The sequence below is a fragment of the Streptomyces nodosus genome (genome assembly GCF_008704995.1).
Classification (GTDB): domain Bacteria; phylum Actinomycetota; class Actinomycetes; order Streptomycetales; family Streptomycetaceae; genus Streptomyces; species Streptomyces nodosus.
Genome location: NZ_CP023747.1, coordinates 4,529,434 through 4,551,359, shown reverse-complemented (window position 1 = coordinate 4,551,359; position 21,926 = coordinate 4,529,434). Strand labels below are relative to the sequence as shown.

Here is a 21,926-nt window from a genome sequence, read left to right as displayed (position 1 = left end):
CCGGCACGGACGGCCGGTGGGGTCCCCCTCGGGGCGGGGGTCACCCGGTGCGACCCCTCGTACTCATGTCCGATTTCCCCCCGGGTCTCGCGGCGTCCGGACGCCGGTCGCACCCGGCCGCGCCCCGTGCTTGATCCGTGCGCGCTCCGTGCGCGCTCCGTCCGTGCTCCGTCCGTGCTCCGGTCCGCGGGGATCCTCATGGCGTCTCCGGTATCGGCAGAGGACGCTTCTCGATCGCCGCCGCCATCACCTCCGGAAACAGATCGGGCGTGCAGGCGAAGGCCGGTGCGCCCAGCGCCGCGAGCGCCGCGGCGTGCTCCCGGTCATGGGCGGGCGCCCCTTCGTCGGAGAGCGCGAGCAGGGCCACGACCTGCACCCCCGACGCCCTCATCGCCGCCACCCGCTGGAGCATCTCGTCCCGGATCCCTCCTTCGTAGAGGTCGCTGATGAGGACCACGACCGTCTCGGTGGGCCGGGTGATCCGCGACTGGCAGTAGGACAGCGCCCTGTTGATGTCCGTGCCGCCACCGAGCCGGGTGCCGAGAAGGACGTCGACCGGGTCCTCCAGCTGGTCCGTGAGGTCCACGACGGCCGTGTCGAAGACCACGAGCCGGGTCGACACGGACCGCATCGACGCCAGGACCGCGGCGAACACCGCTGTGTACACCACCGACGCCGCCATCGACCCCGACTGGTCGACGCAGAGCACGACGTCCTTCCGCACGGACCGGGACGCCCGCCCGTGGCCGATCAGCCGCTCGGGCACGACCGTGCCGTGTTCCGGCAGGTAGTGCCGGAGATTGGCGGCGATCGTGCGGTTCCAGTCGATGGCGTGATGGCGGGGGCGGCTGATACGGGCGCTGCGGTCGAGGGCGCCGGTGAGCGTGGCCCGGGTGCGGGCGGTCAGCCGCTTCTCCAGGTCTTCGACGACCCTGCGGACCACTGCTCGTGCCGTCCGCCTGGTCGTCTCCGGCATGGCCCGGTTCAGCGAGAGCAGCGTGCCGACCAGATGCACGTCCGGCTCGACCGCTTCCAGCAGCTCCGGCTCCAGCAGCAGCGCGGCCAGTCCGAGCCGGTCGACGGCGTCGCGTTGCATGATCTGGACGACGGACGAGGGAAAGTACGTCCGGATGTCCCCGAGCCAGCGCGCCACGGACGGTGCGGACGCGCCCAGCCCCGCCGAACGCTCCCTCCCCCGCGGGGGTTTGTGCTCCTTTCCCTGAGGTGTTCCGTAGAGCGCGGTCAATGCGCCGTCCATCGCCGCGTCCCGCCCGTCGAGCGGGTACCCGGTGCCGTCCGCCGCGTCACCGCCGAGCACCAGCCGCCAGCGCCGCAGCCGCTCACCGCTTCCGGCCGTCCCGGGGCCGGCCGTACCGGCTTCGGGCATCCCGGGCCCGGGCATCCCGGCTCCAGCCATTCCAGCTCCGACCGTCCCGAATCCGGTCGCCCCAGCTCCAGCTGTTTCAGCTCCCGACATCCGCGCTCCAGTCGTCTCGGCTTCGGTCGCCCCAGCTTCGGTCGCCCCAGCTTCGGGCGTGCCGGCTTCGGGCGTGCCGGCTTCGGTCATACCGGCTTCAGACGTGCCGGCCTCGGGCGTGCCGGCTTCAGACGTGCCGGCCTCGGGCGTGCCGGCTTCAGACGTGCCGGCCTCGGGCGTGCCGGCTTCAGACGTGCCGGCTTCGGGCGTGCCGGCTTCAAGCGGCATGGCGTTCGACCGGGCTGTCCTCCGCGTACTCAAGGAGCCACGCCCACAAGATCGTCGGCATCACAGCCGCCGCACCCACGGTCGGCACACTCACGGCCGCCGCACCCACGGCCCTCGGACCCACAGCCGTCAGGCTCACGGCCCTCGGGCTCGCCGCCGGCGAACTCGCCCAGGCCGAGCAGCAGATGCAGCACCGGAACCACGGCGTCCGCCCGCCCGGTGTCGAGCGTGGGCGCGAACCCGGAGGCGCCCATGCCGCTGGTCAGCGCGCTCCCCCGCGCGCCCGGCCCACGCCGCACCAGCTCTCCGAGGGTGCGGCGCACGCCCGGCTCGTACCCCGAGAACGTACGCCGCAGCAGAGGCAGTACGGCCGTGAACGCCTCCGCCGGCACCCCGGTCAGCCAGGCGTCCACCAGGCCGAGCAGCCGCTCGTCGTGCACCAGCAGCATCCCGCCGCCGGAGCCGCCCCCGAGGAACCCCTCGATCCAGGCCGCGGCGTCCGCCGGCGCCGTCCCCGGCGACAGGACGAGCCCCATCAGCCGTGCCGCTTCGTCCTGCGCCAACTCCCCCTCGTCCAGCAGCAGTCGCACGGCACGCCCCCGGATCACACCGGGCACGGTGTCCCGCCCGCCGAGCACCCGCAGCACGGAACGCCACCGCCCGCGCAGATCCCCATGGTGCGCGGCGGCCTCCTCCCCGAGCAGCCCCACCGCCCTGTGCACCGCGTCCAGATGGCGCCGCATCTCCTCGGCCGCCTCCGCGTTCAGCCCGGCGCACGCCGGTGGCAGCCCCACGAACACCCGCTCCGCGAGGCCCGCGGCGACGCCCGCCAGTGCCCAGGTGTCCGTGCCGCGGACGTCTCCGTACCGCAGTGAACGGACCAGCGCGGGCAGGGCACGGGCGAGATGGCCGACATCGGTGTCCAGGGCGGCGCGGTCGGCGAGCGCCCGCATCACCGAGGGCAGTGCATCGGGCAGCTCCGCCGGCAGACATCGCTCGGCGAGCGCCGTGACATCGGCGAGCGCCGGTGCCGCGACCGCGTCCGCCTCCGCCTTGGCGGTCGCGGCGGCGAGCACGGTCGTCCCCCACACCCCCGCCTCGGCGACCCGCACCGCGAGTTCCGGGTCCCAGCACAGCCGCCAGGTCTCCCGGAACGTTCCCGTGCCGGCGCGCGAGGCGACGGGCTCCGCCCAGCCGATCTCCAGGAGCCCCAGCCGGTGGAGCAGCCGACTGCGCTCGGCATCGGTCTCCTTGCGCAGGTCCAGCTCCAGCTCCCGCTCCGCAGGGTCCGGTTTGAGCCGGAGCCGTCGCTGGAGTCGGGTGAGATCCCTTTGCAACGGCACCGCGGGGGCCGAGGCCGGCACCTCCCCCAGGACGTCGCCGACCACGAGGCGGTCGTGCACCAGCGCCAACGGCACATCCAAGCCCTCGCACATCACCGCCCGTATCGCGTCCGTGGTCTCGGACAGTCCCGCCAGCGGCCGGCCGCGCAGCGCCGCGAGGGTGCCCGCGAGCCGCACCGCCTCGATGACATGCGCGGACGACACCGGATGGTCCTCCTCCCGAAGCAGCCCGGCCACCTTGGTCATCCACCACTCGACGGGCCGGTCCGGGGCCTCGAACAGATGCCGGTACCAGCCCGGGGAGTCGATCCCCGCCCCATAGCCGCCGGCCCGCGACAGCCTCCGGTGGGTCCAGGGAACCCAGGTCATGTCCGCCTTGACCTTGGGCAGCCCCTTCAGCAGGGCACGGTCGGCGGCGACGGTCCTCCTGCGCCGCAGTGCGGGCAGATGCCAGGCCCCGCACACAACGGCCGGCCGCTGCCCGAACTCCTTCTGCGCGGCGCGCACCTGGAGCCGCATATACGCCTCCCGCACACCGTCCCGCTCCTGTCCCCCGGTGCCGTAGCTTTCCCGCAGCGCGGTCATGGCCTCCTCCAGCACCGCGAACGGGGCGAGTGCGTCCCCCTCTCCCGCGCCCCGGTGCTCGATCACGTCCTCCCACCACCGCTCCGGATCGTCGTACCCGGCGGTCCCGGCCAGCAGGGCGAGGGGATCGACGCGCAGGGCGTCGTCGCGACCGGGCAGCGGGCCGGACGGCCTGCCGGGCTCCCGGGCCTCCGGCGCCTCCGGCCCCGAGCCGACGCCGGAGGCCGAAGTACCCGGCCGGTGCTCGGCCGGCTCACGCCCGGCCGGACGCGGTTCCCTCGTGCCCCGGGCCAGGGTGTGTGCCGCGGGAAGATCGATGAACCGGACCGGGACGTGGTGTTCCAGGGACCAGCGGATCGCCACCCACTCCGGGGAGAACTCGGCCAGCGGCCAGAACGCCGACCGTCCCGGCTCGTCCACGGCATGGGCGAGCAGCGCGACCGGCGGCCGCATCTCCTCGTGCGCCGCGAGCGGGATCAGGGCGTCCGCCTCCGGCGGCCCCTCGATCAGCACGGCCGGTGGCCGTGCCGCCTCCAGCGCGGCCCGCACGGCGCGTGCGGACCCGGGACCGTGATGCCGCACCCCCAGCAGCAGCGGCCCGTCGCCGGCCCGCCCGCCCGACACCCCCTCGACGCCTGTCACACCGCCTCCCTCACCCGGTGCGAAAGGTTCCACGTGAAACCGGAGCCCGAGCCCTTGACGTTCATGGGGTGACCTCCCGGCATGCGCGGTAGAAGTCCGTCCAGCCGTCGCGCTCGCGGACCACCGCCTCCAGGTACTCCCGCCAGATGACGCGGTCGGCCGCCGGATCGCGCACGACGGCGCCCAGCACGCCCGCGGCGACATCGCTCGGGCGCAGCACCCCGTCGCCGAAGTGGGCGGCCAGCGCGAGCCCATGGGTGACCACGGAGATCGCCTCGGCGGTGGACAGCGCACCACTGGGCGACTTCAGCCTCGTACGCCCGTCCGCGGTGACACCGTCCCGCAGCTCACGGAAGACCGTGACGACACGGCGGATCTCGTCGAGCCCGTCGGGCGGGGCCGGCAGATCGAGTGAGCGGCCGATCTGCGCGACCCGGCGCGAGACGATGTCGACCTCGGCCTCGGCGCTCTCCGGCAGCGGCAGCACCACCGTGTTGAAACGACGGCGCAGCGCGCTCGACAGCTCGTTGACCCCCCGGTCGCGGTCGTTGGCCGTGGCGATCAGGTTGAAACCGCGGACGGCCTGCACCTCCTGGCCCAACTCCGGTATCGGCAGGGTCTTCTCGGACAGGATGGTGATCAGTGTGTCCTGGACGTCCGCCGGGACACGGGTCAGCTCCTCGACGCGCGCCACCGCCCCCGCGGCCATCGCTCTCATCACCGGGCTGGGCACCAGGGCGTCGCGACTGGGGCCCTGGGCCAGCAGCCGGGCGTAGTTCCAGCCGTAGCGGATCGCCTCCTCCGGGGTGCCGGCCGTGCCCTGCACCAGGAGAGTGGAGTCGCCGCTGACGGCTGCCGCCAGATGCTCGGACACCCAGGTCTTGGCCGTGCCAGGAACACCGAGCAGCAGGAGGGCGCGGTCGGTGGCGAGTGTGGTGACCGCCACCTCGACGATATGGCGCGGGCCCACATACTTCGGGGTGATCACCGTGCCGTCCGGCAGCGCCCCGCCCAGCAGATAGGTGGCCACGGCCCAGGGCGACAGCTTCCAGCGGGCCGGGCGCGGCCGGTCGTCCTGCGCGGCCAGCGCGGCGAGTTCGGCCGCGAAGGTGTGCTCGGCGTGCGGCCGCAGCACCTCGGCCGCCGCCTCCCCCCGCTCCATCGACATCGGCTCAACGGACACACGCATGGCCACATCCCCCTCCAGCTCGGCCGGTCCGGATCTGTCACCCACCGTGCACCACCCCACTGACAATGCGTGATGACCTGCGCAAACCCCCTCACGGCGGTCGGTTGTCAGTGGTGGGTCCTACCGTCGACGACATGACTCAGCAGGGGGTGCGCTGGACCACGGATCAGGTGCTGGCACTGGCACCTGATGCCGCGTCACGCGCGGCGGGAGGCACACTCGGCGCGGCCGGGCCGTGGTCGCAGGCGGGCAGTTCCGACGAGGGGACGGTGTGGGGGCTGTGCGAAGGAAGGGAAAGCCGGCCGTTTCGGACGGTGGTCGATGTGACGGACGCGTCCGACCCGGCGTACCGGTGCAGTTGTGGGAGCCGCACGGTCCCGTGCCGGCACGCGCTGGGGCTGCTGCTGCTCTGGGCGGGCGGGCGTGGCGCGGTGCCACGGGGGCGGGCACCGGGCTGGGCGGAGCGCTGGATCGAGGAGCGCAGGGGGTCCGCGCGGGCGGAGCGGGCGGGGGCCGGCTCGGCCGCGGCCGCGTCCGCCGGTCCGGAGGCGGCCCGGCGCAGGGCGGAGCGGCGGGCCGCGCGGATCACGGCGGGGGTGTCGGAGCTGGAGCAGCGGCTGGCCGACCTGCTGCGGGGCGGCCTGGCCACCGCCGAGCCCGAGGGGCGGGGGCTCTGGGAGGAGACGGCGGCGCGAATGGTCGATGCTCAGGCTCCCGGGCTGGCCGCACGGGTGCGGGAGCTGGGGGCGCTCCCGGCGTCGGAGCCCGGCCGGCCGGTGCGGCTGCTGGAGGAGTGCGCGCTGCTGCATCTGCTCGATCAGGGCTGGCTGCGCCGTGAGCGGCTGCCGGACGGGCCGGCGGCCACGGTCCGCTCCCGGATCGGCCTGCCGAATTCGGCCGACGGGCCGCCCGTCCGTGACCGCTGGCTGGTTCTGGCGCAGTACGACACCTCGGACGGCCGGCTCACCACACGCCGGATCTGGCTCCACGGGACGAGATCCGACCGCATCGTCCTCCTCCTGTCCTACGGGGCGGCGGGGCGCGCACCCGACCTGACGCTCCCGGTGGGCCTGGCCTTCGAGGCGGAGGTGTCGGCGTATCCCGGGTCCGGACAGCCACGGGCGGCCTTGGGCGAGCGGTTCACCTCTCCCGCGCCCGAGGAGGCTCGCCCGCCCGGCATGTCCACCGCGCAGGCGACGGCGCGCTACGGGGAGGCGCTCCGGTCGGACCCGTGGCTGGAGTCGTTCCCGGTGACACTCGGCCGGGTCGTACCGACCCCGGTCGAGAACTCCTGGCAGCTGGCGGAGTCGGACGGCGACACGGCGCTGCCGCTCACCCCGTCGGCCGTCGCCCGTCCGGGTCTGTGGCGCCTGGTCGCCCTCTCCGGCGGCGCCCCGGTCACGGTCTTCGGCGAGTGCGGCCATCACGGCTTCACCCCGCTCGTGGCCTGGCCGGAGGGGGCCGGAGAGGCGGTCCCGCTGTGCTGACCACATCCGAACGGCATCCCACCGACCGGAAGGGCTGACATGAGTGCGACCCCCGCTCCGGAGGGCACACCCCGCGCCGTGCCCTGGGAGGAGCTGGTGACCGTGGCCCTGCTGGGCACCGACCGCCGTACACCGTCCTGGCTGCCGCCCGGCCGGGAGGCGGCGCCGCGGGCGCTGCTGGACCTGGCCGCCGTGGAGACGGTGCGGCGCCGGGCCGGACTGCTCCCCGCACCGGCCGGGGCACGGCCCGAGCCCGCGGCGCCGGACCCGCGCCCGGTGCTGCCGGCCGCGGCGGCCCGCCGGCTGACCATGCTGCTGTCCGAGCGCCCCGGGTCGGGCGACGGCCGCCGTGGATCGGCCCCCGACCTCATGGAGCTGCTGCCGCAGTGGCTCTCCCTGGCCTGCGAGCGGGGCTTCGCGCCACCCCCCGAGGCGCTGCCCGCGTTGCTGGACGCGGCCCGCGGGCGTACGGACCTGCGGCCCGCGGCGCTGGCCTTCGCCGGCCCGCGCGCCCGTTGGCTGGCCCGGCTGAACCCGAACTGGCGCTTCGTGCTCCGCGCCACGCCCGGCGGAGGGTCCGGGCCGCCGCCGAAGGAGCCTGAACACGGGGGACGGCTCTGGCAGGAAGGCCTGTTCGCGGAGCGGGTGGCGCTGCTGACCGCGCTCCGTGCACGGCAGCCGCACGCCGCCCGGGACCTGCTGGCCTCCACCTGGGCGACGGAGCGGGCCGAGGACCGCCTGATGTTCCTCGACTCTCTCCGCACGGGCCTCGACCCCGCGGACGAGCCGTTCCTTGAGCAGGCGCTCCTCGACCGGAGCCGCACGGTGCGGGCGACGGCGGCGGAGCTGCTGTCAACCCTGCCCGGTTCGGCGCTGGCCGGGCGGATGGCGGCGCGGGCCGCGGCCTGTGTGGCGGTCGACCGTACACGCCGGGAGCCGACGATCGTGGTCGAGGCACCGCACGAGTGCGATCCGGGCATGGAGCGGGACGGCGTGGTGCCGAAGCCTCCGGCCGGGCGCGGGGAGCGCTCCTGGTGGTTCGGCCAACTGGTGGAGGCCGCCCCGCTCGGCTCCTGGACGGCACGGCTCGGCGGGCGCACCCCGCAGGAGATCACCGCCCTGCCGGTCGCCGACGACTGGCGGTGCGAACTGCATCGTGCGTGGTGCCGGGCGGCCGTGCGGCAGCGGGACACCGACTGGTCCCGGGCCCTGCTCGGCGCGCCCTCGGCGCCGGAGGCCGGAGGCCCCGGGGCGGTGTCCCTGGCCGAGCGGGCCAGGCTGCTGTCGGCGCTGCCCCCGGCGGAGCGGGCCGGATGGGTCGCCGGGTTCGTCTCCGCGCACGGCCTGTCGGAGGCGTTCCAGCTCCTCGGCGTGTGCGAGGTCCCCTGGGCCGCTCCCCTGGGCCGGGCGGTGGTGGACGCGCTGAACATCGCGCGGGACGCCGGAAGCTATCCCTGGAGCTTCAGCGGGGTCATGGGGCTGGCGGAGCGCTGTCTCGACCCCGCGCAGGCGAGCCACCTCGACATGCTGGCGGCGATACCCGACGAGCCGGAGGACGCCTCACCGGGGGCGGGCGGCTACTGGGCGGAGGCCTTCCAGCGCCTGACGACCACACTGCGCCTGCGCGCGACGATGCGGGAGGAACTCGGTATGCCGTGAGAGAACTCGGTACCCCGTGAGAGGGTCCGCCGGCCCACGGCCCCTGTTTCACCAGTACGCCAGGGGCAGAAGGCCCGCCGGTCAGGGAGGCGTCACGCTCCCGCCGGCTGCCGTACGTTCGCCCGGACCCAGTCGACGATCGACGCGGTCGACGCCCCGGGCGTGAAGATCTCCGCGACGCCCTTCGCCCGCAGCAGAGGGATATCCGCCTCGGGGATGATCCCGCCGCCGAAGACCAGGATGTCCTCCGCGTCGCGCGCCTTCAGCAGATCGATCACCGCGGCGAACAAGGTGTTGTGGGCGCCGGAGAGGATCGACAGACCGATCGCGTCGGCGTCCTCCTGGATCGCCGTGTCGACGATCTGCTCGGGCGTCTGGTGCAGGCCCGTGTAGATGACCTCCATACCCGCGTCGCGCAGTGCCCTAGCGATCACCTTGGCCCCACGATCGTGACCGTCGAGCCCCGGCTTGGCCACCACCACGCGGATCGGACCGGCTGCCACACCCATCACTGCCTCCATGAAGCGATTACTTCACCCTGTACCGTCCCGGCGCCTGCCGCCACATCACCGCACCGGCGGACAGGCGGACACACGGACCACTCGGCCGTCGCCTTCCGTGCCGGGCGAGCCACGCATCGCTCCGAACGCCCGGATCCGCCGGGAACCAGGCCCACCGTGCACCCCACGGCACAGGTATTCCCCGCCGCGGGAACCCGCAAAGTGAGCGGACGTCAAAGCCGGCATCCCGCACCCGGCAGTTTCACAGCGCAGGCCGAGGGGGAAATCACACAATGGGACACATTCGCCGCGCAGGGTCCCCCCTCTTCGCGGCACACGCGCCGTCGGCAAGGCGGCTCGCGTGCCATGGACCGAGGGGATCATGTGCAAGGAGAGCCGCACGAGGCGGCCGTATCAGCACTTCGCCCACCCGTGTCGACGGACGGGCGCCGTGCCGATGGGGCTCCTCGGCGAAAGGATCGCCAAGGGCACGACAGCGGAGAACCACCCCCGTAGGAGGACGGGACCCAGCCGACGGCGATGGACGGGATCGTGTCATCACGAGGAACAGGGCCCCGTCGCATCACCGGTCGCCGCACCCGCGGCACCGCACCGCCCCTCAGGCCGCCGCCATCACGGCTTTCCACAAGGGCTCACGGGGGACAGGAGGCGTCTCGCGTGCGCCGACGGGAGGTCGGCCATGATGGTCACCAGGGCAGTGCAGCCCTTGCTTCCGCTCTGCCAGCGCCTGTTGCCGATCCGGCTGGCCGGACTTTCCCTTGCCCTGCTGAAGGCGACCGCCCTGGAGCTCGCGATCCTCGCCGGGCATCTGCTTCTCTACCCCTCCGGAATCGTCCAGGAGCGCCATTCGGGCCCGCTCCCGCCTCCCCGCGACACCACCACCCTGCCCACCGGGGCCAAGCCGCCGGTCATGCTGCTCCACGGCTTCATCGACAACCGCTCGGTCTTCGTGCTGCTGCGCCGAAACCTCACCCAGCACGGGCGCCAGCACATCGAGTCCCTCAACTACTCTCCGTTGACCTGCGACATCAGGACCGCGGCCCAGCTGCTCGGCCGCCATATCGAAGAGCTGTGCGAACGCACCGGCCAGCAGCAGGTGGATGTCGTCGGGCACAGCCTGGGCGGACTGATCGCGCGCTACTACGTACAGCGCCTCGGCGGTGACCTCCATGTCCGTACGCTCGTCACCCTGGGTACACCCCATTCGGGCACCCGGGTGGCGCCGCTGGCGAACGCGCATCCGATCGTCCGCCAGATGCGCCCCGGTTCCGAGCTGATCGAGGAGCTGCGGGAGCCGGCTCCCGGCTGCCGTACGCACTTCGTGAGCTTCTGGAGCGATCTGGATCCCCTGATGGATCCGCTGGAGACGGCCTGTATCGACCACCCCGACCTGCTGGCGCAGAACGTACGGGTCAGCGGCATCGGCCATCTCGCGCTGCCCGTGCACCCCGCGGTCGCGGCCGGGATACGGCAGGCGCTGGACCTCGAACAGCCGGCGGCCACCGCCGCCCACACCGACGGCCTGACGGTGGCGTGACCGCGGGGCGGCCCCGCAGTCGGCCGTCCGACGGGCCCCGGACCTCCGCAGGACTTCGAACGTTCACCGAACGAAGAACCAAAGCCTTGCCCATGGGGCCCCGAAACACAGCCGAATGCCCTTTTCCTGACGGCGGGAAACCTGCCGAAGATTGTCGCGCCCACGTACCGCCGGGTACAGTCGCCGCACTGCTCTGCCAGCCCCTGCTGTCGAGGCGAAAGAGACGTTGGTGAACGACCGTCACCCGTCGGGGATCGCGAATCCCCCGGCTCCCGATGCCACCTCGACGCACTACGTGGGTTACGGCGGGCAGGGTGACCAGTACGGTGCGTTCCCCGCATACGCCGATCCCACCGCGACCGCCTTCGACACGGGCGCCCACGGGACCGCGGCCTTCGCAAGCGCCCCCTTCGACGGCGGCATGACCGGCTCGTACGACACCACCCAGTGGTCCACCGGCGGCCAGGCGACCGTCGGCACCGGCACCCATCAGACGCCCGGCTACGACGGCTACGACGGCCGGCACCATGCCGCGTACGACACCGGCTCCTATGACACGACGGCCTGGGCGACCGCCGACCAGCAGTTCGCCGGCGTTCCCGGGCAGGCCGTGTCCCCCGACGCCACCGGCCAGTGGGACGCACAGTCCTGGCACGAGGCCGCCGCGACCCCGGACCCCGCCCAGCAATGGGAATGGGGCACCGGGACCTTCGACACGGGTGCGTACGACGCCACCCAGTGGAACTCCGGCGGCAGCGCCGAGCACGAGACCCACGACCGGCACGCCGCGACGGCGGCCTACGAGCAGATGGCCCCGGAGGCCTACGACCGGACCGACTCCTTCGACCCGCGGACCACCGCGGCGTTCGAGCAGGCAGGCTTCGATCCGCAGGGCACAGCGGCGTTCGACACAGCGGACTTCGACCCTCACGGCACCGCGGCCTTCGATCAGGCCGAGCCCTTCGACGCTCACGGCACGGCGGCCTTCGACACGGCGGAAGCCTTCGATCAGCCCCCTTACGAGCAGGGGCTCGACAGCGAAGACAACGACACCGTCCACGACGTCCACGACGACGAGGGGGACGCCGAGCCGGAGCAGGACGAGACGTCCGGCGACGCCCAGCCGTTCGAAGGCCGGGCGGAGGAGATCGCCTCGCCCTCCCGTGCCGCGAACCGGTCCCGTCGCCGTCCTCCGGCGAAGCGTTCCGCCCTGCTGACGGTCGCCGTGCCGTCGGTGTGTGTGATGGGGGTCGCCGGGATCGCCGCCGCGTCCGTCGGCATGGGCGGGGAGGAGAGCACCACGGCCAAGGCCTCCACCGCGCCTTCGGTGAAGCCGTCCGTCGCCAACCGGAAGCTGGACTCCCAGCTGGACGGCGTCTCCGCGGACGCCAATGACTTCATGGGCCGGGCGAGCCGCACCCAGGAGCGCATCGACCTCAAGGCCCAGCAGGTGGCCGAGCAGAAGAAGGCGGCGGCGGAGGCGGCGCTCAGGGAGCGGCTGCGTCCGAAGTTCGCGCTGCCCGTGCTGCAGAGGGGGCTCAGCGCCTACTTCGGCCAGGCGGGCATCAACTGGATGTCCGTGCACACCGGTATCGACTTCCCGGTCTCGTACGGGACGACGGTGCTGGCCGCGACCGACGGCACCGTCCGCACCCAGTGGAACAGCGCCTACGGCAATATGCTGATCCTGACCGCCAAGGACGGCACGGAGACCTGGTACTGCCACCTCTCCAGCTACCGCGTCATCTCCGGTTCGGAGGTCAAGGCCGGTCAGCCGATCGCCTACTCGGGGAACTCGGGCAACTCGACCGGTCCGCATCTGCACTTCGAGGTGCGGCCGAACGGCGGCTCCGCGATAGACCCGCTGCCCTGGCTGCGCAGCCACGGGCTGAACCCGACCTGATCCCTCTCACCGCCGAGGTCTCTCCGTCCGGCGGGTGACCGGCGGTGGGGGCCAAGCCCCCACCGCGTCTCCGGCGCCGCTACAGCTTCTCCACCGGCGCATACCGCAGCAGCAGCCGCTTCGGCTTGGCCTCTCCGAAGTCGATCGTCGCCTCCGCGTTCGTCCCCGTGCCCTTCACCCCGACCACCGTGCCCAGACCGAACTGGTCGTGGGTGACGCGGTCGCCGACCGCCAGGGAGATCGCCGGCTTCTCCGTCGCACCGCCCCGTCGCGTGGCGAACCCGGAGGCGCCCGCAGCCGAGGAACGCGACCGGGAGGACGACAGCGAGGACGCCACACCCGAGAACGGACCGGACGCGGGAGCCGAGGAGGCGCCCGTGCGCTTCCACTCCAGGTGCTGGTCCGGGATCTCCTCCAGGAAACGCGAGGGCGGGTTGTACGAGGGCTGCCCCCAGGCGCTGCGCAGGGCGGACCGGGTGAGATACAGCCGCTCCCGCGCGCGGGTGATGCCGACGTACGCCAGGCGCCGCTCCTCCTCCAGTTCCTTGGTCTGGCCGAGCGCGCGCATGTGCGGGAAGACGCCGTCCTCCATGCCGGTCAGGAAGACCACCGGGAATTCGAGGCCCTTCGCGGTGTGCAGGGTCATCAGCGTGATGACGCCGCCGCCCTCCTCCTCGTCGGGGATCTGGTCGGAGTCGGCGACCAGCGCGACCTGCTCCAGAAACTCGGCCAGGGTGGCACCCGGGGCGGCCTCCGGGGTGGCCTCCGGAGTCGCCGCGTTCTCGCCGCGCTCCTGCTCGAACTCCAACGCGACGGCGGCGAGTTCCTGGAGGTTCTCGATGCGCGTCTCGTCCTGGGGGTCGGTCGAGGCCTGCAACTCGGAGAGATAGCCGGTGCGTTCGAGGACGGCCTCCAGGACCGTGGCCGGTCCCGCGCCGGACTCTACGATCGTCCGCAGGTCCTCCATCAGGGCGTTGAACCGCTTGACCGCGTTCGTCGAGCGAGCCGCCATGCCGTACGCCTCGTCCACCCGGCGCAGCGCCTGGGAGAAGCTGACCTTCTCCCGCTGGGCCAGGGCGTCGATCATCGCCTCGGCACGCTCGCCGATGCCCCGCTTCGGCACGTTCAGGATCCGCCGCAGCGGCACCGAGTCCTCCGGGTTCGCCAGCACCCGCAGATAGGCGAGGACGTCCCGGACCTCCTTGCGCTCGTAGAAGCGGACGCCGCCGACGACCTTGTAGGGCAGGCCGACGCGGATGAAGATCTCTTCGAAGACACGGGACTGGGCGTTGGTCCGGTAGAAGACGGCGACATCGCCGGCCTTGGCCTCGCCCCGGTCGGTAAGACGGTCTATCTCGTCCGCGACGAACTGGGCCTCGTCGTGCTCGGTGTCGGCGACATAGCCGATGATGCCCGCGCCCGCGCCCGCGTTGGTCCACAGATTCTTGGGACGGCGGGACTCGTTGCGCTCGATGACGGCGTTGGCGGCGCTCAGGATGGTCTGCGTGGAGCGGTAGTTCTGCTCCAGGAGGATCGTGGTGGCCTCCGGGTAGTCCTCCTCGAACTGGAGGATGTTGCGGATGGTCGCGCCGCGGAAGGCGTAGATCGACTGGTCGGCGTCACCGACGACGCACAGCTCGGCCGGGCCCGGTTCGTGCTCGCCGGGCGCCGTCTCCCCGGGCCGGCCGACGTCCGAGGGACCGACCAGCTCGCGCACCAGGGCGTACTGGGCATGGTTGGTGTCCTGGTACTCGTCCACGAGGACATGGCGGAAACGGCGACGGTAGTGCTCGGCGACGTCCGGGAAGGCGCGCAGCAGATGGACCGTCGTCATGATCAGGTCGTCGAAGTCGAGCGCGTTCGCCTCGCGCAGCCGGGACTGGTAGAGCGCGTACGCCTGGGCGAGGGTCTTCTCGAAGCCTCCCCCAGACTCCGTCTGGGAGGTGCCCCCAGCTGCCTGGGCGGCGAAGTCCTCCTCGTCGATCAGCTCGTTCTTCAGGTTGGAGATCTTGGCGCTGAACGCCTTGGGCGGGAAGCGCTTGGGGTCGAGGTCCAGATCGCGGCAGACGAGCGCCATCAGCCGCTTGCTGTCGGCGGCGTCGTAGATCGAGAAGGAGGAGGTGAAGCCGAGCCTCTTGCTCTCCCTGCGCAGGATGCGGACACATGCGCTGTGGAAGGTCATCACCCACATCGCGTGGGCGCGCGGGCCCACCAGCTGCTCGACGCGCTCCTTCATCTCGCCCGCGGCCTTGTTGGTGAAGGTGATCGCGAGGATCTGACCGGGGTGCACGCCCCGCTCGGACAGCAGATGGGCGATGCGGTGGGTGAGCACCCGGGTCTTGCCGGAGCCCGCTCCGGCCACGATGAGCAGGGGCGAGCCGGCGTGCACCACGGCCGCACGCTGGTTCTCGTTCAGCCCCTGGAGCAGGGTCGCGGGGTCGATGACCGGACGGGGCGCGCCGTCGCGGTAGTACGCCTCCCCGCTCCCGGCTCCGCCCGGGTGTCCCCACCGGTCCGGCGGCATGTCGAACCTCCCGCCGAACAGATCGTCCGGAACCGGCTCCGGAGCGTGATCGTCCTCGGGCGGCGGGGGCTCCTCCTCGGGGGCCGGAGTGGCCTTGAGGTCCGCCAGGAAGCTGTCGTCAAAGAGGCTGCTCATCGCTCTCCGAGTCTAGGCCGCCACACCGACAACCGACCGCCCCACCGGGAACTCCGCACCGGCGCACTTCGCCGCGCCGGGATCGCAGGCGCGTTCCCGGCGGCCTCCCGGTGCCAGCCATCGGGCATTTCACCACCGTCCACCACGAGCCGGAACGGCCGGAACCGGAGCGGACCCGCCCGACGTCCGAGGGTGAGCGACCACCCGGGCAACTCCCCCCGGATGTGCCGATATCACCCCCCATGGGGCCACTGTCGTGGCCAAGGTCACGAAAATGTATCGGGCATATCGCACATCAACCTTCACAGGGGCCACACCCGTTGGCTAGCGTGCCGGGCGAGCCGCACGCCCCCTCCCCCGGAGCCGGGACGGCCTGGGATCACCCCCGACTGCCCACCCGGCAGGCGGAGCACGGAAGGAGTCGCCTTTTATGGCGCCGCACCGCAAGGCGCGTCCCTCGGGCGCACGGATCGCAGGCATACGGACCCCCGCTCTCGCGACGGCGGCACTGACCTCCGTGGCCCTGCTCTCCCAGACGGCCCAGGCCGCTCCCAGCGACCGCAGGCCGAGCATCGAGGAGGTCCAGACGAAGGTCGACGACCTCTACCGCCAGGCGGAGTCGGCCACCGAGAAGTACAACGCGGCCAAGGAGAGCACCACCGAGCAGCGCAAGCACGTCGACACCCTGCTCGACGACGTCGCCCAGCGCACCCAGAAGCTCAACGAGGCGCGGGAGCAGCTGGGTTCCTTCGCCGCCGCGCAGTACCGCACCGGGGCGGCGGCCCCCGACACGGCCACCTTTCTGCTGGCCGACTCGCCTCAGGACTACTTCGACCAGACCCAGCTGATGAACCGGCTCACCAACCGCCAGAAGAACGCGGTCGACGAGTACGTCACCGACCAGGCCGCGATGATGAAGCAGCGGCGGGAGGCGACCGCGAGCCTGCAGACGCTCACCACGTCGCAGAAGGAACTCAAGTCGGCCAAGGCGGAGATCCAGCAGAAGCTCTCCGACGCTCGGCAGTTGCTGTCCGAGCTCACCGCGGAGGAGAAGGCCCGGCTCGCCGAGATCGAGAAGAAGAAGCAGGAGGAGGCCCGGCGCCAGGCGGAAGAACTGGCCCGACAGCAGGCGGCGGCCCAGCAGGAGGAGGCAGCCCGGAAGGAAGCCGCCCAGCAGCAGCCCTCGCAGTCGCCCTCCCCCACGACGACCGGCTCGACGGGATCCACCGCCGCGGACCCCTCCTCCACGTCGAAGGCGTCCCAGGCCCTCGCGTTCGCCCGCGCCCAGGTGGGCAAGCCCTATGTATGGGGTGCGACGGGACCCGATTCCTACGACTGCTCGGGCCTGACCCAGGCCTCCTGGAAGGCCGCCGGGGTGACACTGCCGCGCACCACCTACGACCAGGTGAACGTCGGGACGACGGTCCCGCTCGCCTCCGCCCGGCCCGGTGACCTGATCTTCTTCTACGACGACATCAGCCATGTCGGGCTCTACATCGGCGACGGCATGATGATCCACGCCCCGAAGCCGGGGGCCTACGTCCGCGAGGAGTCGGTCTACTACGACGGCACCTCGGCGATCCACAGCGTCGTACGGCCCGCCTGACGTTCCCTCCCGCTCTCCGCACGCCCCGCGCGCGAGCGGGGGCGATTTCGGGTGGCGCGCGCGTGCCCCCTGCGCAACTGGTGCGGGCGTCCCTAGCATCGGGCGCATGTCAGGCACCCCTGTGTTCCGGAGCCGGTGGGCGCGGCGCCCGCCCGCCACCGGCGCCGCCGCGATGGCCACCGGCGTCCTGTCGATCGGGCTGCGCCTGGCCGGGCACGAGGTCCTCTCCGCCGTCGCCCTGGCCCTGACGGTCGTCGCCTGGCTGGGGCTCGTCGGTGATGTCGTGCTGCGGCTGCTCCCGCCGCACGATCTCCAGCCGGCCGATCCGGTCTCCCCGGCCTCGCTCGCCGCGGTCGCGGCGACCACGGTGCTCGGAGCACGGCTGTCGTCCGCGGGGCAGCCGTCGCTCGCCGAGGCGCTGCTCGCCCTGGCCGTCGTGCTGTGGGTGGTCCTGCTCCCGCCCGTGCTACGGCGGTGGAGGCGGCGCCGCACCTCCGGGGCGGTGTTCCTCGGCTGTGTGGCGACGGAGGGGATCGCGGTGCTGGGGGCGGTGCTCGCCACGGCCCTGTCGGTGGCGTGGCTCGCGCACACGGCGCTGGTGTTCTTCTGGCTCGGCCTGGTGTTCTATCTGATCGGCCTCCGGTGCTTCGACCGACGGCAGGTGGCGACCGGCGCAGGAGACCAGTGGATCGCAGGCGGCGCGCTCGCGCTCTCGGCGTACGCCGGGTCGAGGCTCGTCGCCGCCGGTCGCGGCGGGCCCTACCTCTGGGACGGCGACGACGATGGCGTTCTGCGGGTCGTCACCCTCGCCCTGCTCGCCCTCGCCCTCGCCTGGTACTGCGTGCTGGCCGCGGCCGAGCTGATCCGGCCGCGGCTCGGCCACGACGTACGGCGCTGGTCGACGGTCTTCCCGCTCGGGATGACGGCGGTGGCGGCCCTGTCCGTCGGCATGGAACTCGGGGTGCCCTGGCTGCGCGCGCTGGGCCGGGTGCTGCTGTGGATCGCGGTGGCCGCCTGGTGCGCGGTCCTCGCATCGGCCGCCGTGTCCGCCCCGAGGGGGCCGGAGAGCATCAGGTCCAGAGCACCGCGATGAAGATGTTCACGGTGGTCAGCGCACCGACGATGCCGAAGAGTGGCTTCTCGACCCGCTCCTCGTCGCGCTTGACGTAGACCAGACCGAGGATCACGATCAGCAGGGCCAGCTTGATCCCGATCTTGATGTTGTTGACGGTGTGGCCCTCGGCCTGATGCAGACCGACCAGCGCCACGCCCGTGACGAGCATGGTCAGCGCGCCGTGCAGCATCCCGGGGACGAAACGGGCCGTGCCCTTGCCCATCGCCTTCATCTGGGTGAGGAAGCCACCGAGAAGCGCGGCGATACCGACGATGTGCAGGCCGACGAAGAGATGGATGAGTACGTCCATGGCCCGGAGCCTAATCAAGGTGCGGACACACCCCGACACCGCCCCCGGGAACAGGACACTGCCCGCGCCGCGTCCGGAGCATGCATATATGCGGCCATAGCACTCCGTGACGATGCCGCACCCGAAAACCGCCTCTTCGGTCATCTCAGGGTGCACAGTCGGCGCTTCCGGGCCGGAATCACGGTCACATGCGGTCACCGACGGTCTGGTGGGGTCAGTTCCGTACATCACGGCACCGGACCGTGACACCGAGACCTAGCGTCCTCCACCAGGTGACCGGCTCCCCGTCGCCGCCCGGGCCAGGGGCGGCCGCCGGACACCACCGCCGAGAAGGTCCGGCGGCGGCCCGCTGCTCTGTGCGGGCCCCGCCGGACGCCGTGACAGGGCCGCGCCGCGGTCCGCGGCCCGGCGGTCGACGAAAGGAACGAGACGTCCAGGTGGCAGCGCACCGCAAGCCCAGGCAGCGTTCGCTCGGCGGCAGCACGGCCAGGACCGCCGCCACGATCGCCCTCGCGGGAGCGGCGACCGCGACCGGCTTCGACGGGACGGGGCACGCCGCGCCGCCGCCGTCACCGGACGAGGTCAAGGCCAGGGTCGACAGGCTGTACCGGGAGGCGGAGACCGCCACCGAGAAGTACGACGGGGCGCGGGAGCAGGCGGGCAAGGCCCAGGAACGGCTCAACACCCTGCGGGACGAGGCGGCCCGCCGCACCGACCGGCTCGACTCGGCACGCGCGGCCCTGGGTTCCGCCGCGGCGGCCCAGTACCGCAACGGGGGCATCGACCCCGCGGCGCAGCTTCTGCTGTCCTCGGACCCCGGCCGCTATCTCGACGACGCCGCGTTCGCCGAGCGGGCCGGCGACCGCCAGGCCGCGGCCGTGCGACACGTGCGCACCCAGATGCGGGAGATCGCGCTGCTGCGCGGGGCGGCGCGGGTGGAGCTGGCCTCCCTGAAGTCGCGGCAGACGGAACTACGCCGGCAGCGGCGGACCGTCGACCGGAAGCTGGACGAGGCACGCCGGCTGCTGTCCCGGCTGACAGGGGAAGAGCGGGCCCGGCTCATGGGGGACGGGGGCACGGGACGGGCGTCGCGCTCGTCCGGCCGGGACCTGCCGGACTGGATGCCCCCCTCCCTGGCGACCGCGCAGGCGCCCGGCGCGCGGGCCGCGGCCGCGGTGGCGTACGCGTACGCCAAGCTCGGCAGCCCCTATGTCTGGGGCGCCACCGGCCCCCACGCCTTCGACTGCTCGGGGCTGGTGCAGGCCGCGTACCGCTCGGCGGGCGTCGCACTGCCCCGGACGACCTACGCCCAGATCGGCGCGGGCCGGCGCGTCTCACGCGCCGAGCTCCGCCCCGGCGACCTGGTGTTCTTCTACTCGGGCGTCAGCCATGTCGGGATCTACGTCGGACGCGGCCAGATGATCCACGCGCCGAACCCGTCGGCGCCGGTGCGGCTGGCGCCGGTCGACCAGATGCCGTTCGCGGGGGCCGCCCGGGTGGCGTGACCCGCACCGCCACCGCCGTACGTCCCGCACCGTCACCGTCGTATGTCCCGGAGTGCCTCCCCGACGACGCCCGGCGGACGCATCACACCGGTCGGATCACACCAGTCGGCGGGCCGTCGCCCAGCGGGTCAGTTCGTGCCGGTTCGACAGCTGGAGCTTGCGCAGCACCGCCGAGACATGCGACTCGACCGTCTTCACCGAGATGAACAGCTGCCTGGCGATCTCCTTGTACGCATAGCCGCGGGCGATGAGGCGCAGCACCTCGCGCTCGCGCTGGGTGAGACGGTCGAGGTCCTCGTCGACGGGCGGGGCGTCGGTGGAGGCGAAGGCGTCGAGGACGAAACCGGCCAGGCGCGGCGAGAACACCGCATCGCCGTCCTGGACACGGAAGATCGAGTCGACCAGGTCCGCCCCCGTGATCGTCTTGGTCACATAGCCCCGCGCGCCGCCGCGGATCACACCGATCACGTCCTCTGCGGCGTCCGACACGGACAGCGCCAGAAACCGGACCGGCCGCTCGGCGTCGGCCATCAGCGGGGCGCAGCGGCGCAGCACCTCGACACCGCCGCCACCGGGCAGATGGACGTCGAGGAGGACGACCTCGGGGCGGGCGGCGGTGATGACACTCACCGCCTGGTCGACGTCCGCGGCCTCGTCGACGACCTCGACGCCGGTCCGCTCGGTCTGCCCGATCTCCGCTCGCACGCCCGTACGGAACATGCGGTGGTCGTCGACGAGCACGACCCGCACGCGCCGCTCCCCCGCGCCGTCCCCGGCGTGCTCCTGTGCCACCGGGCCGGCCGACTCGTTCGCGTCGCTCATGCCGTCTCCTCCACCCTCTCCATCTCCAGTTCGACCTCCGTGCCGCCGTCCGGGACGGCCCGCAGCCGTGCCGTACCGCCGTTGCGCTCCATCCGGCCGATGATCGATTCTCTGACACCCATACGGTCGGCGGGTATCGCGTCGAGATCGAAGCCGGGGCCGCGGTCACGGACGGACACAAAGACCGATCTGCCCTCGACCTCGGCGTAGACCTGGACGGCGCCGCCCTCGCCACCGTACTTGGCGGCGTTCACCATGGCTTCGCGTGCGGCCTGCATCTGTGCGCCGAGCCGTTCGTCCAGGGGGCAGTCGCCCACGACGACGACCTCTATGGGGACGCCGTGCTTGTCCTCCACCTCCGCCGCGTTGCGCCGGACCGCCTCCGCGAGGGTGGCGGGTTGCTCGTCCTCGTCCTTGCCGGTGCCCTCCGGCTTGTAGAGCCAGGCGCGCAGGTCACGCTCCTGGGCACGGGCGAGACGGCGTACCTCGCCCGCGTTCTCCGCATTGCGCTGGATCAAGGTCAGGGTGTGCAGGACCGAGTCATGGACATGGGCCGCGACCTCGGCGCGCTCCTGGGCGCGGATGCGCATCAGGCGCTCCTCGGACAGGTCCTGGGTCATCCTGATGACATAGGGGCCGGCGAGCAGGGTGATGCCGACGAGGACGGCGAGCGTGGCCTGGAGGACCGAACCGAGATGGGCCGTGGAGCCCTGCAGCACGAAGATGGCGGAGACGCCCGCGGTGACCAGCAGCACCCCGGCCGCGGAGCGCAGCAGGGTGAGGGTGCGCCGACGGCCGCCGACCTCCATCCAGCGGGCCCGGCGCGCATTGTCCGCCTGACGCCAGACCAGGGCGACACCCGCGGCGACGAGGACGGCGGGTATGAGATACGCCTTGGCCCCGCCGCCCATGTTCACACTGCCCACGAAGGTGAGCGCCAGGACGACCATGAGCAGCAGCGCGACGATCTGCCCCCGGTCGGGTCTGCGGGCGACCAGTCTGCGCCGGCCGTCCTGTGTCTCGGTGGTGACCAGGGGCGGGGGGCGCCGGTCGTCGACGCCGCCGACGCCGAGCGGGACGAAGAACCAGAACGCGGCATAGACCAGCGCGCCGAGGCCGTCCGCCGTCATCAGGCCGATGAAGACGAGGCGCACCCAGATCACGGGAAGGCCGAGATGCCCGGCGAGCCCCCGCGCCACGCCCCCCAGCCAGCGTCCGTCGCTGCTGCGGTAGAGCTTGCGCGGTGCCCACGGGTCGGCGAGGGGTGCTGTCGAGGCGTCCGGCATGACATCGATGGTCACATGACTGGCGCACCCGGACATCAGGGTCCGCCCCTTAG

The 21,926-nt window shown here is 72.6% G+C and carries 15 protein-coding genes; 7 read left to right on the top strand and 8 right to left on the bottom strand.

The features are described from left to right. Positions 1-196: 196 nt before the first annotated feature. The 3 genes from CP978_RS20615 to CP978_RS20605 form a co-directional block, all read right to left on the bottom strand. Positions 197-1,387 carry a VWA domain-containing protein gene (locus CP978_RS20615; protein ID WP_043449088.1) on the bottom strand — a complete coding sequence of 397 codons (1,191 nt, stop codon included), beginning with the start codon at positions 1,385-1,387 and terminating at the stop codon, positions 197-199. 347 nt (positions 1,388-1,734) lie between these two features. After that, positions 1,735-4,275 (bottom strand): DUF5682 family protein, encoded by a 2,541-nt coding sequence (locus tag CP978_RS20610; protein ID WP_227745416.1) that lies wholly within the window; start codon positions 4,273-4,275, stop codon positions 1,735-1,737. Positions 4,276-4,336: 61 nt separating this feature from the next. After that, positions 4,337-5,464 (bottom strand): ATP-binding protein, encoded by a 1,128-nt coding sequence (locus tag CP978_RS20605; RefSeq protein ID WP_043449084.1) that lies wholly within the window; start codon positions 5,462-5,464, stop codon positions 4,337-4,339. 134 nt (positions 5,465-5,598) lie between these two features. Between CP978_RS20605 and CP978_RS20600 the strand changes: the two genes are divergently transcribed. Together CP978_RS20600 and CP978_RS20595 are read left to right on the top strand one after the other, a co-directional pair. Next, positions 5,599-6,951, top strand: coding sequence for an NAD-glutamate dehydrogenase (locus CP978_RS20600; RefSeq protein WP_150478267.1), 1,353 nt, complete (start codon positions 5,599-5,601; stop codon positions 6,949-6,951). A 39-nt stretch (positions 6,952-6,990) separates the two neighbouring features. Beyond that, positions 6,991-8,610, top strand: a complete 1,620-nt coding sequence (locus CP978_RS20595) for a DUF5691 domain-containing protein (RefSeq protein WP_150478266.1) — start codon at positions 6,991-6,993, stop codon at positions 8,608-8,610. 92 nt (positions 8,611-8,702) lie between these two features. On the opposite strand, the gene icmB is transcribed toward CP978_RS20595, so the two are convergent. Continuing rightward, positions 8,703-9,119, bottom strand: coding sequence for a coenzyme B12-dependent isobutyryl CoA mutase small subunit (gene icmB, locus CP978_RS20590; RefSeq protein ID WP_043443168.1), 417 nt, complete (start codon positions 9,117-9,119; stop codon positions 8,703-8,705). Between the two features lie 691 nt (positions 9,120-9,810). On the opposite strand from icmB, the gene CP978_RS20585 reads away from it, so the two are divergent. Beyond that, entirely contained in the window at positions 9,811-10,668 is an 858-nt protein-coding gene (locus tag CP978_RS20585) for a lipase family alpha/beta hydrolase (protein ID WP_043443166.1), read from the top strand. Between the two features lie 229 nt (positions 10,669-10,897). Then, positions 10,898-12,571 carry a M23 family metallopeptidase gene (locus tag CP978_RS20580; protein WP_043443164.1) on the top strand — a complete coding sequence of 558 codons (1,674 nt, stop codon included), beginning with the start codon at positions 10,898-10,900 and terminating at the stop codon, positions 12,569-12,571. Between the two features lie 79 nt (positions 12,572-12,650). Here the strand turns inward: CP978_RS20580 and pcrA are convergent, their stop codons facing one another. Then, positions 12,651-15,230: a DNA helicase PcrA gene (pcrA, locus tag CP978_RS20575; protein ID WP_043443162.1), complete on the bottom strand. Its 2,580-nt coding sequence runs from the start codon at positions 15,228-15,230 to the stop codon at positions 12,651-12,653. A 430-nt stretch (positions 15,231-15,660) separates the two neighbouring features. Here pcrA and CP978_RS20570 point away from each other — a divergent pair, with 430 nt between their 5' ends. Further along, on the top strand, positions 15,661-16,836 hold the full coding sequence (locus tag CP978_RS20570; RefSeq protein ID WP_043443160.1) for a C40 family peptidase: 1,176 nt from the start codon (positions 15,661-15,663) through the stop codon (positions 16,834-16,836). 106 nt (positions 16,837-16,942) lie between these two features. Then, positions 16,943-17,929, top strand: coding sequence for a tellurite resistance/C4-dicarboxylate transporter family protein (locus tag CP978_RS20565; protein WP_043443158.1), 987 nt, complete (start codon positions 16,943-16,945; stop codon positions 17,927-17,929). Here CP978_RS20565 and CP978_RS20560 read toward each other — a convergent pair. Then, positions 17,907-18,260: a hypothetical protein gene (locus tag CP978_RS20560; RefSeq protein ID WP_043443157.1), complete on the bottom strand. Its 354-nt coding sequence runs from the start codon at positions 18,258-18,260 to the stop codon at positions 17,907-17,909. The two genes, CP978_RS20565 and CP978_RS20560, sit on opposite strands and share 23 nt — an antisense overlap. 437 nt (positions 18,261-18,697) lie before the next feature. On the opposite strand from CP978_RS20560, the gene CP978_RS20555 reads away from it, so the two are divergent. Beyond that, positions 18,698-19,765 (top strand): C40 family peptidase, encoded by a 1,068-nt coding sequence (locus CP978_RS20555; protein ID WP_043443155.1) that lies wholly within the window; start codon positions 18,698-18,700, stop codon positions 19,763-19,765. 96 nt (positions 19,766-19,861) lie between these two features. Here the strand turns inward: CP978_RS20555 and CP978_RS20550 are convergent, their stop codons facing one another. After that, complete coding sequence (locus tag CP978_RS20550) at positions 19,862-20,587, bottom strand: LuxR C-terminal-related transcriptional regulator (RefSeq protein WP_043443153.1); 726 nt, start codon at positions 20,585-20,587, stop codon at positions 19,862-19,864. Continuing rightward, positions 20,584-21,873 (bottom strand): ATP-binding protein, encoded by a 1,290-nt coding sequence (locus CP978_RS20545; RefSeq protein WP_043449082.1) that lies wholly within the window; start codon positions 21,871-21,873, stop codon positions 20,584-20,586. The genes CP978_RS20550 and CP978_RS20545 overlap by 4 nt, the downstream gene beginning before the upstream one ends. Positions 21,874-21,926 lie beyond the last annotated feature (53 nt).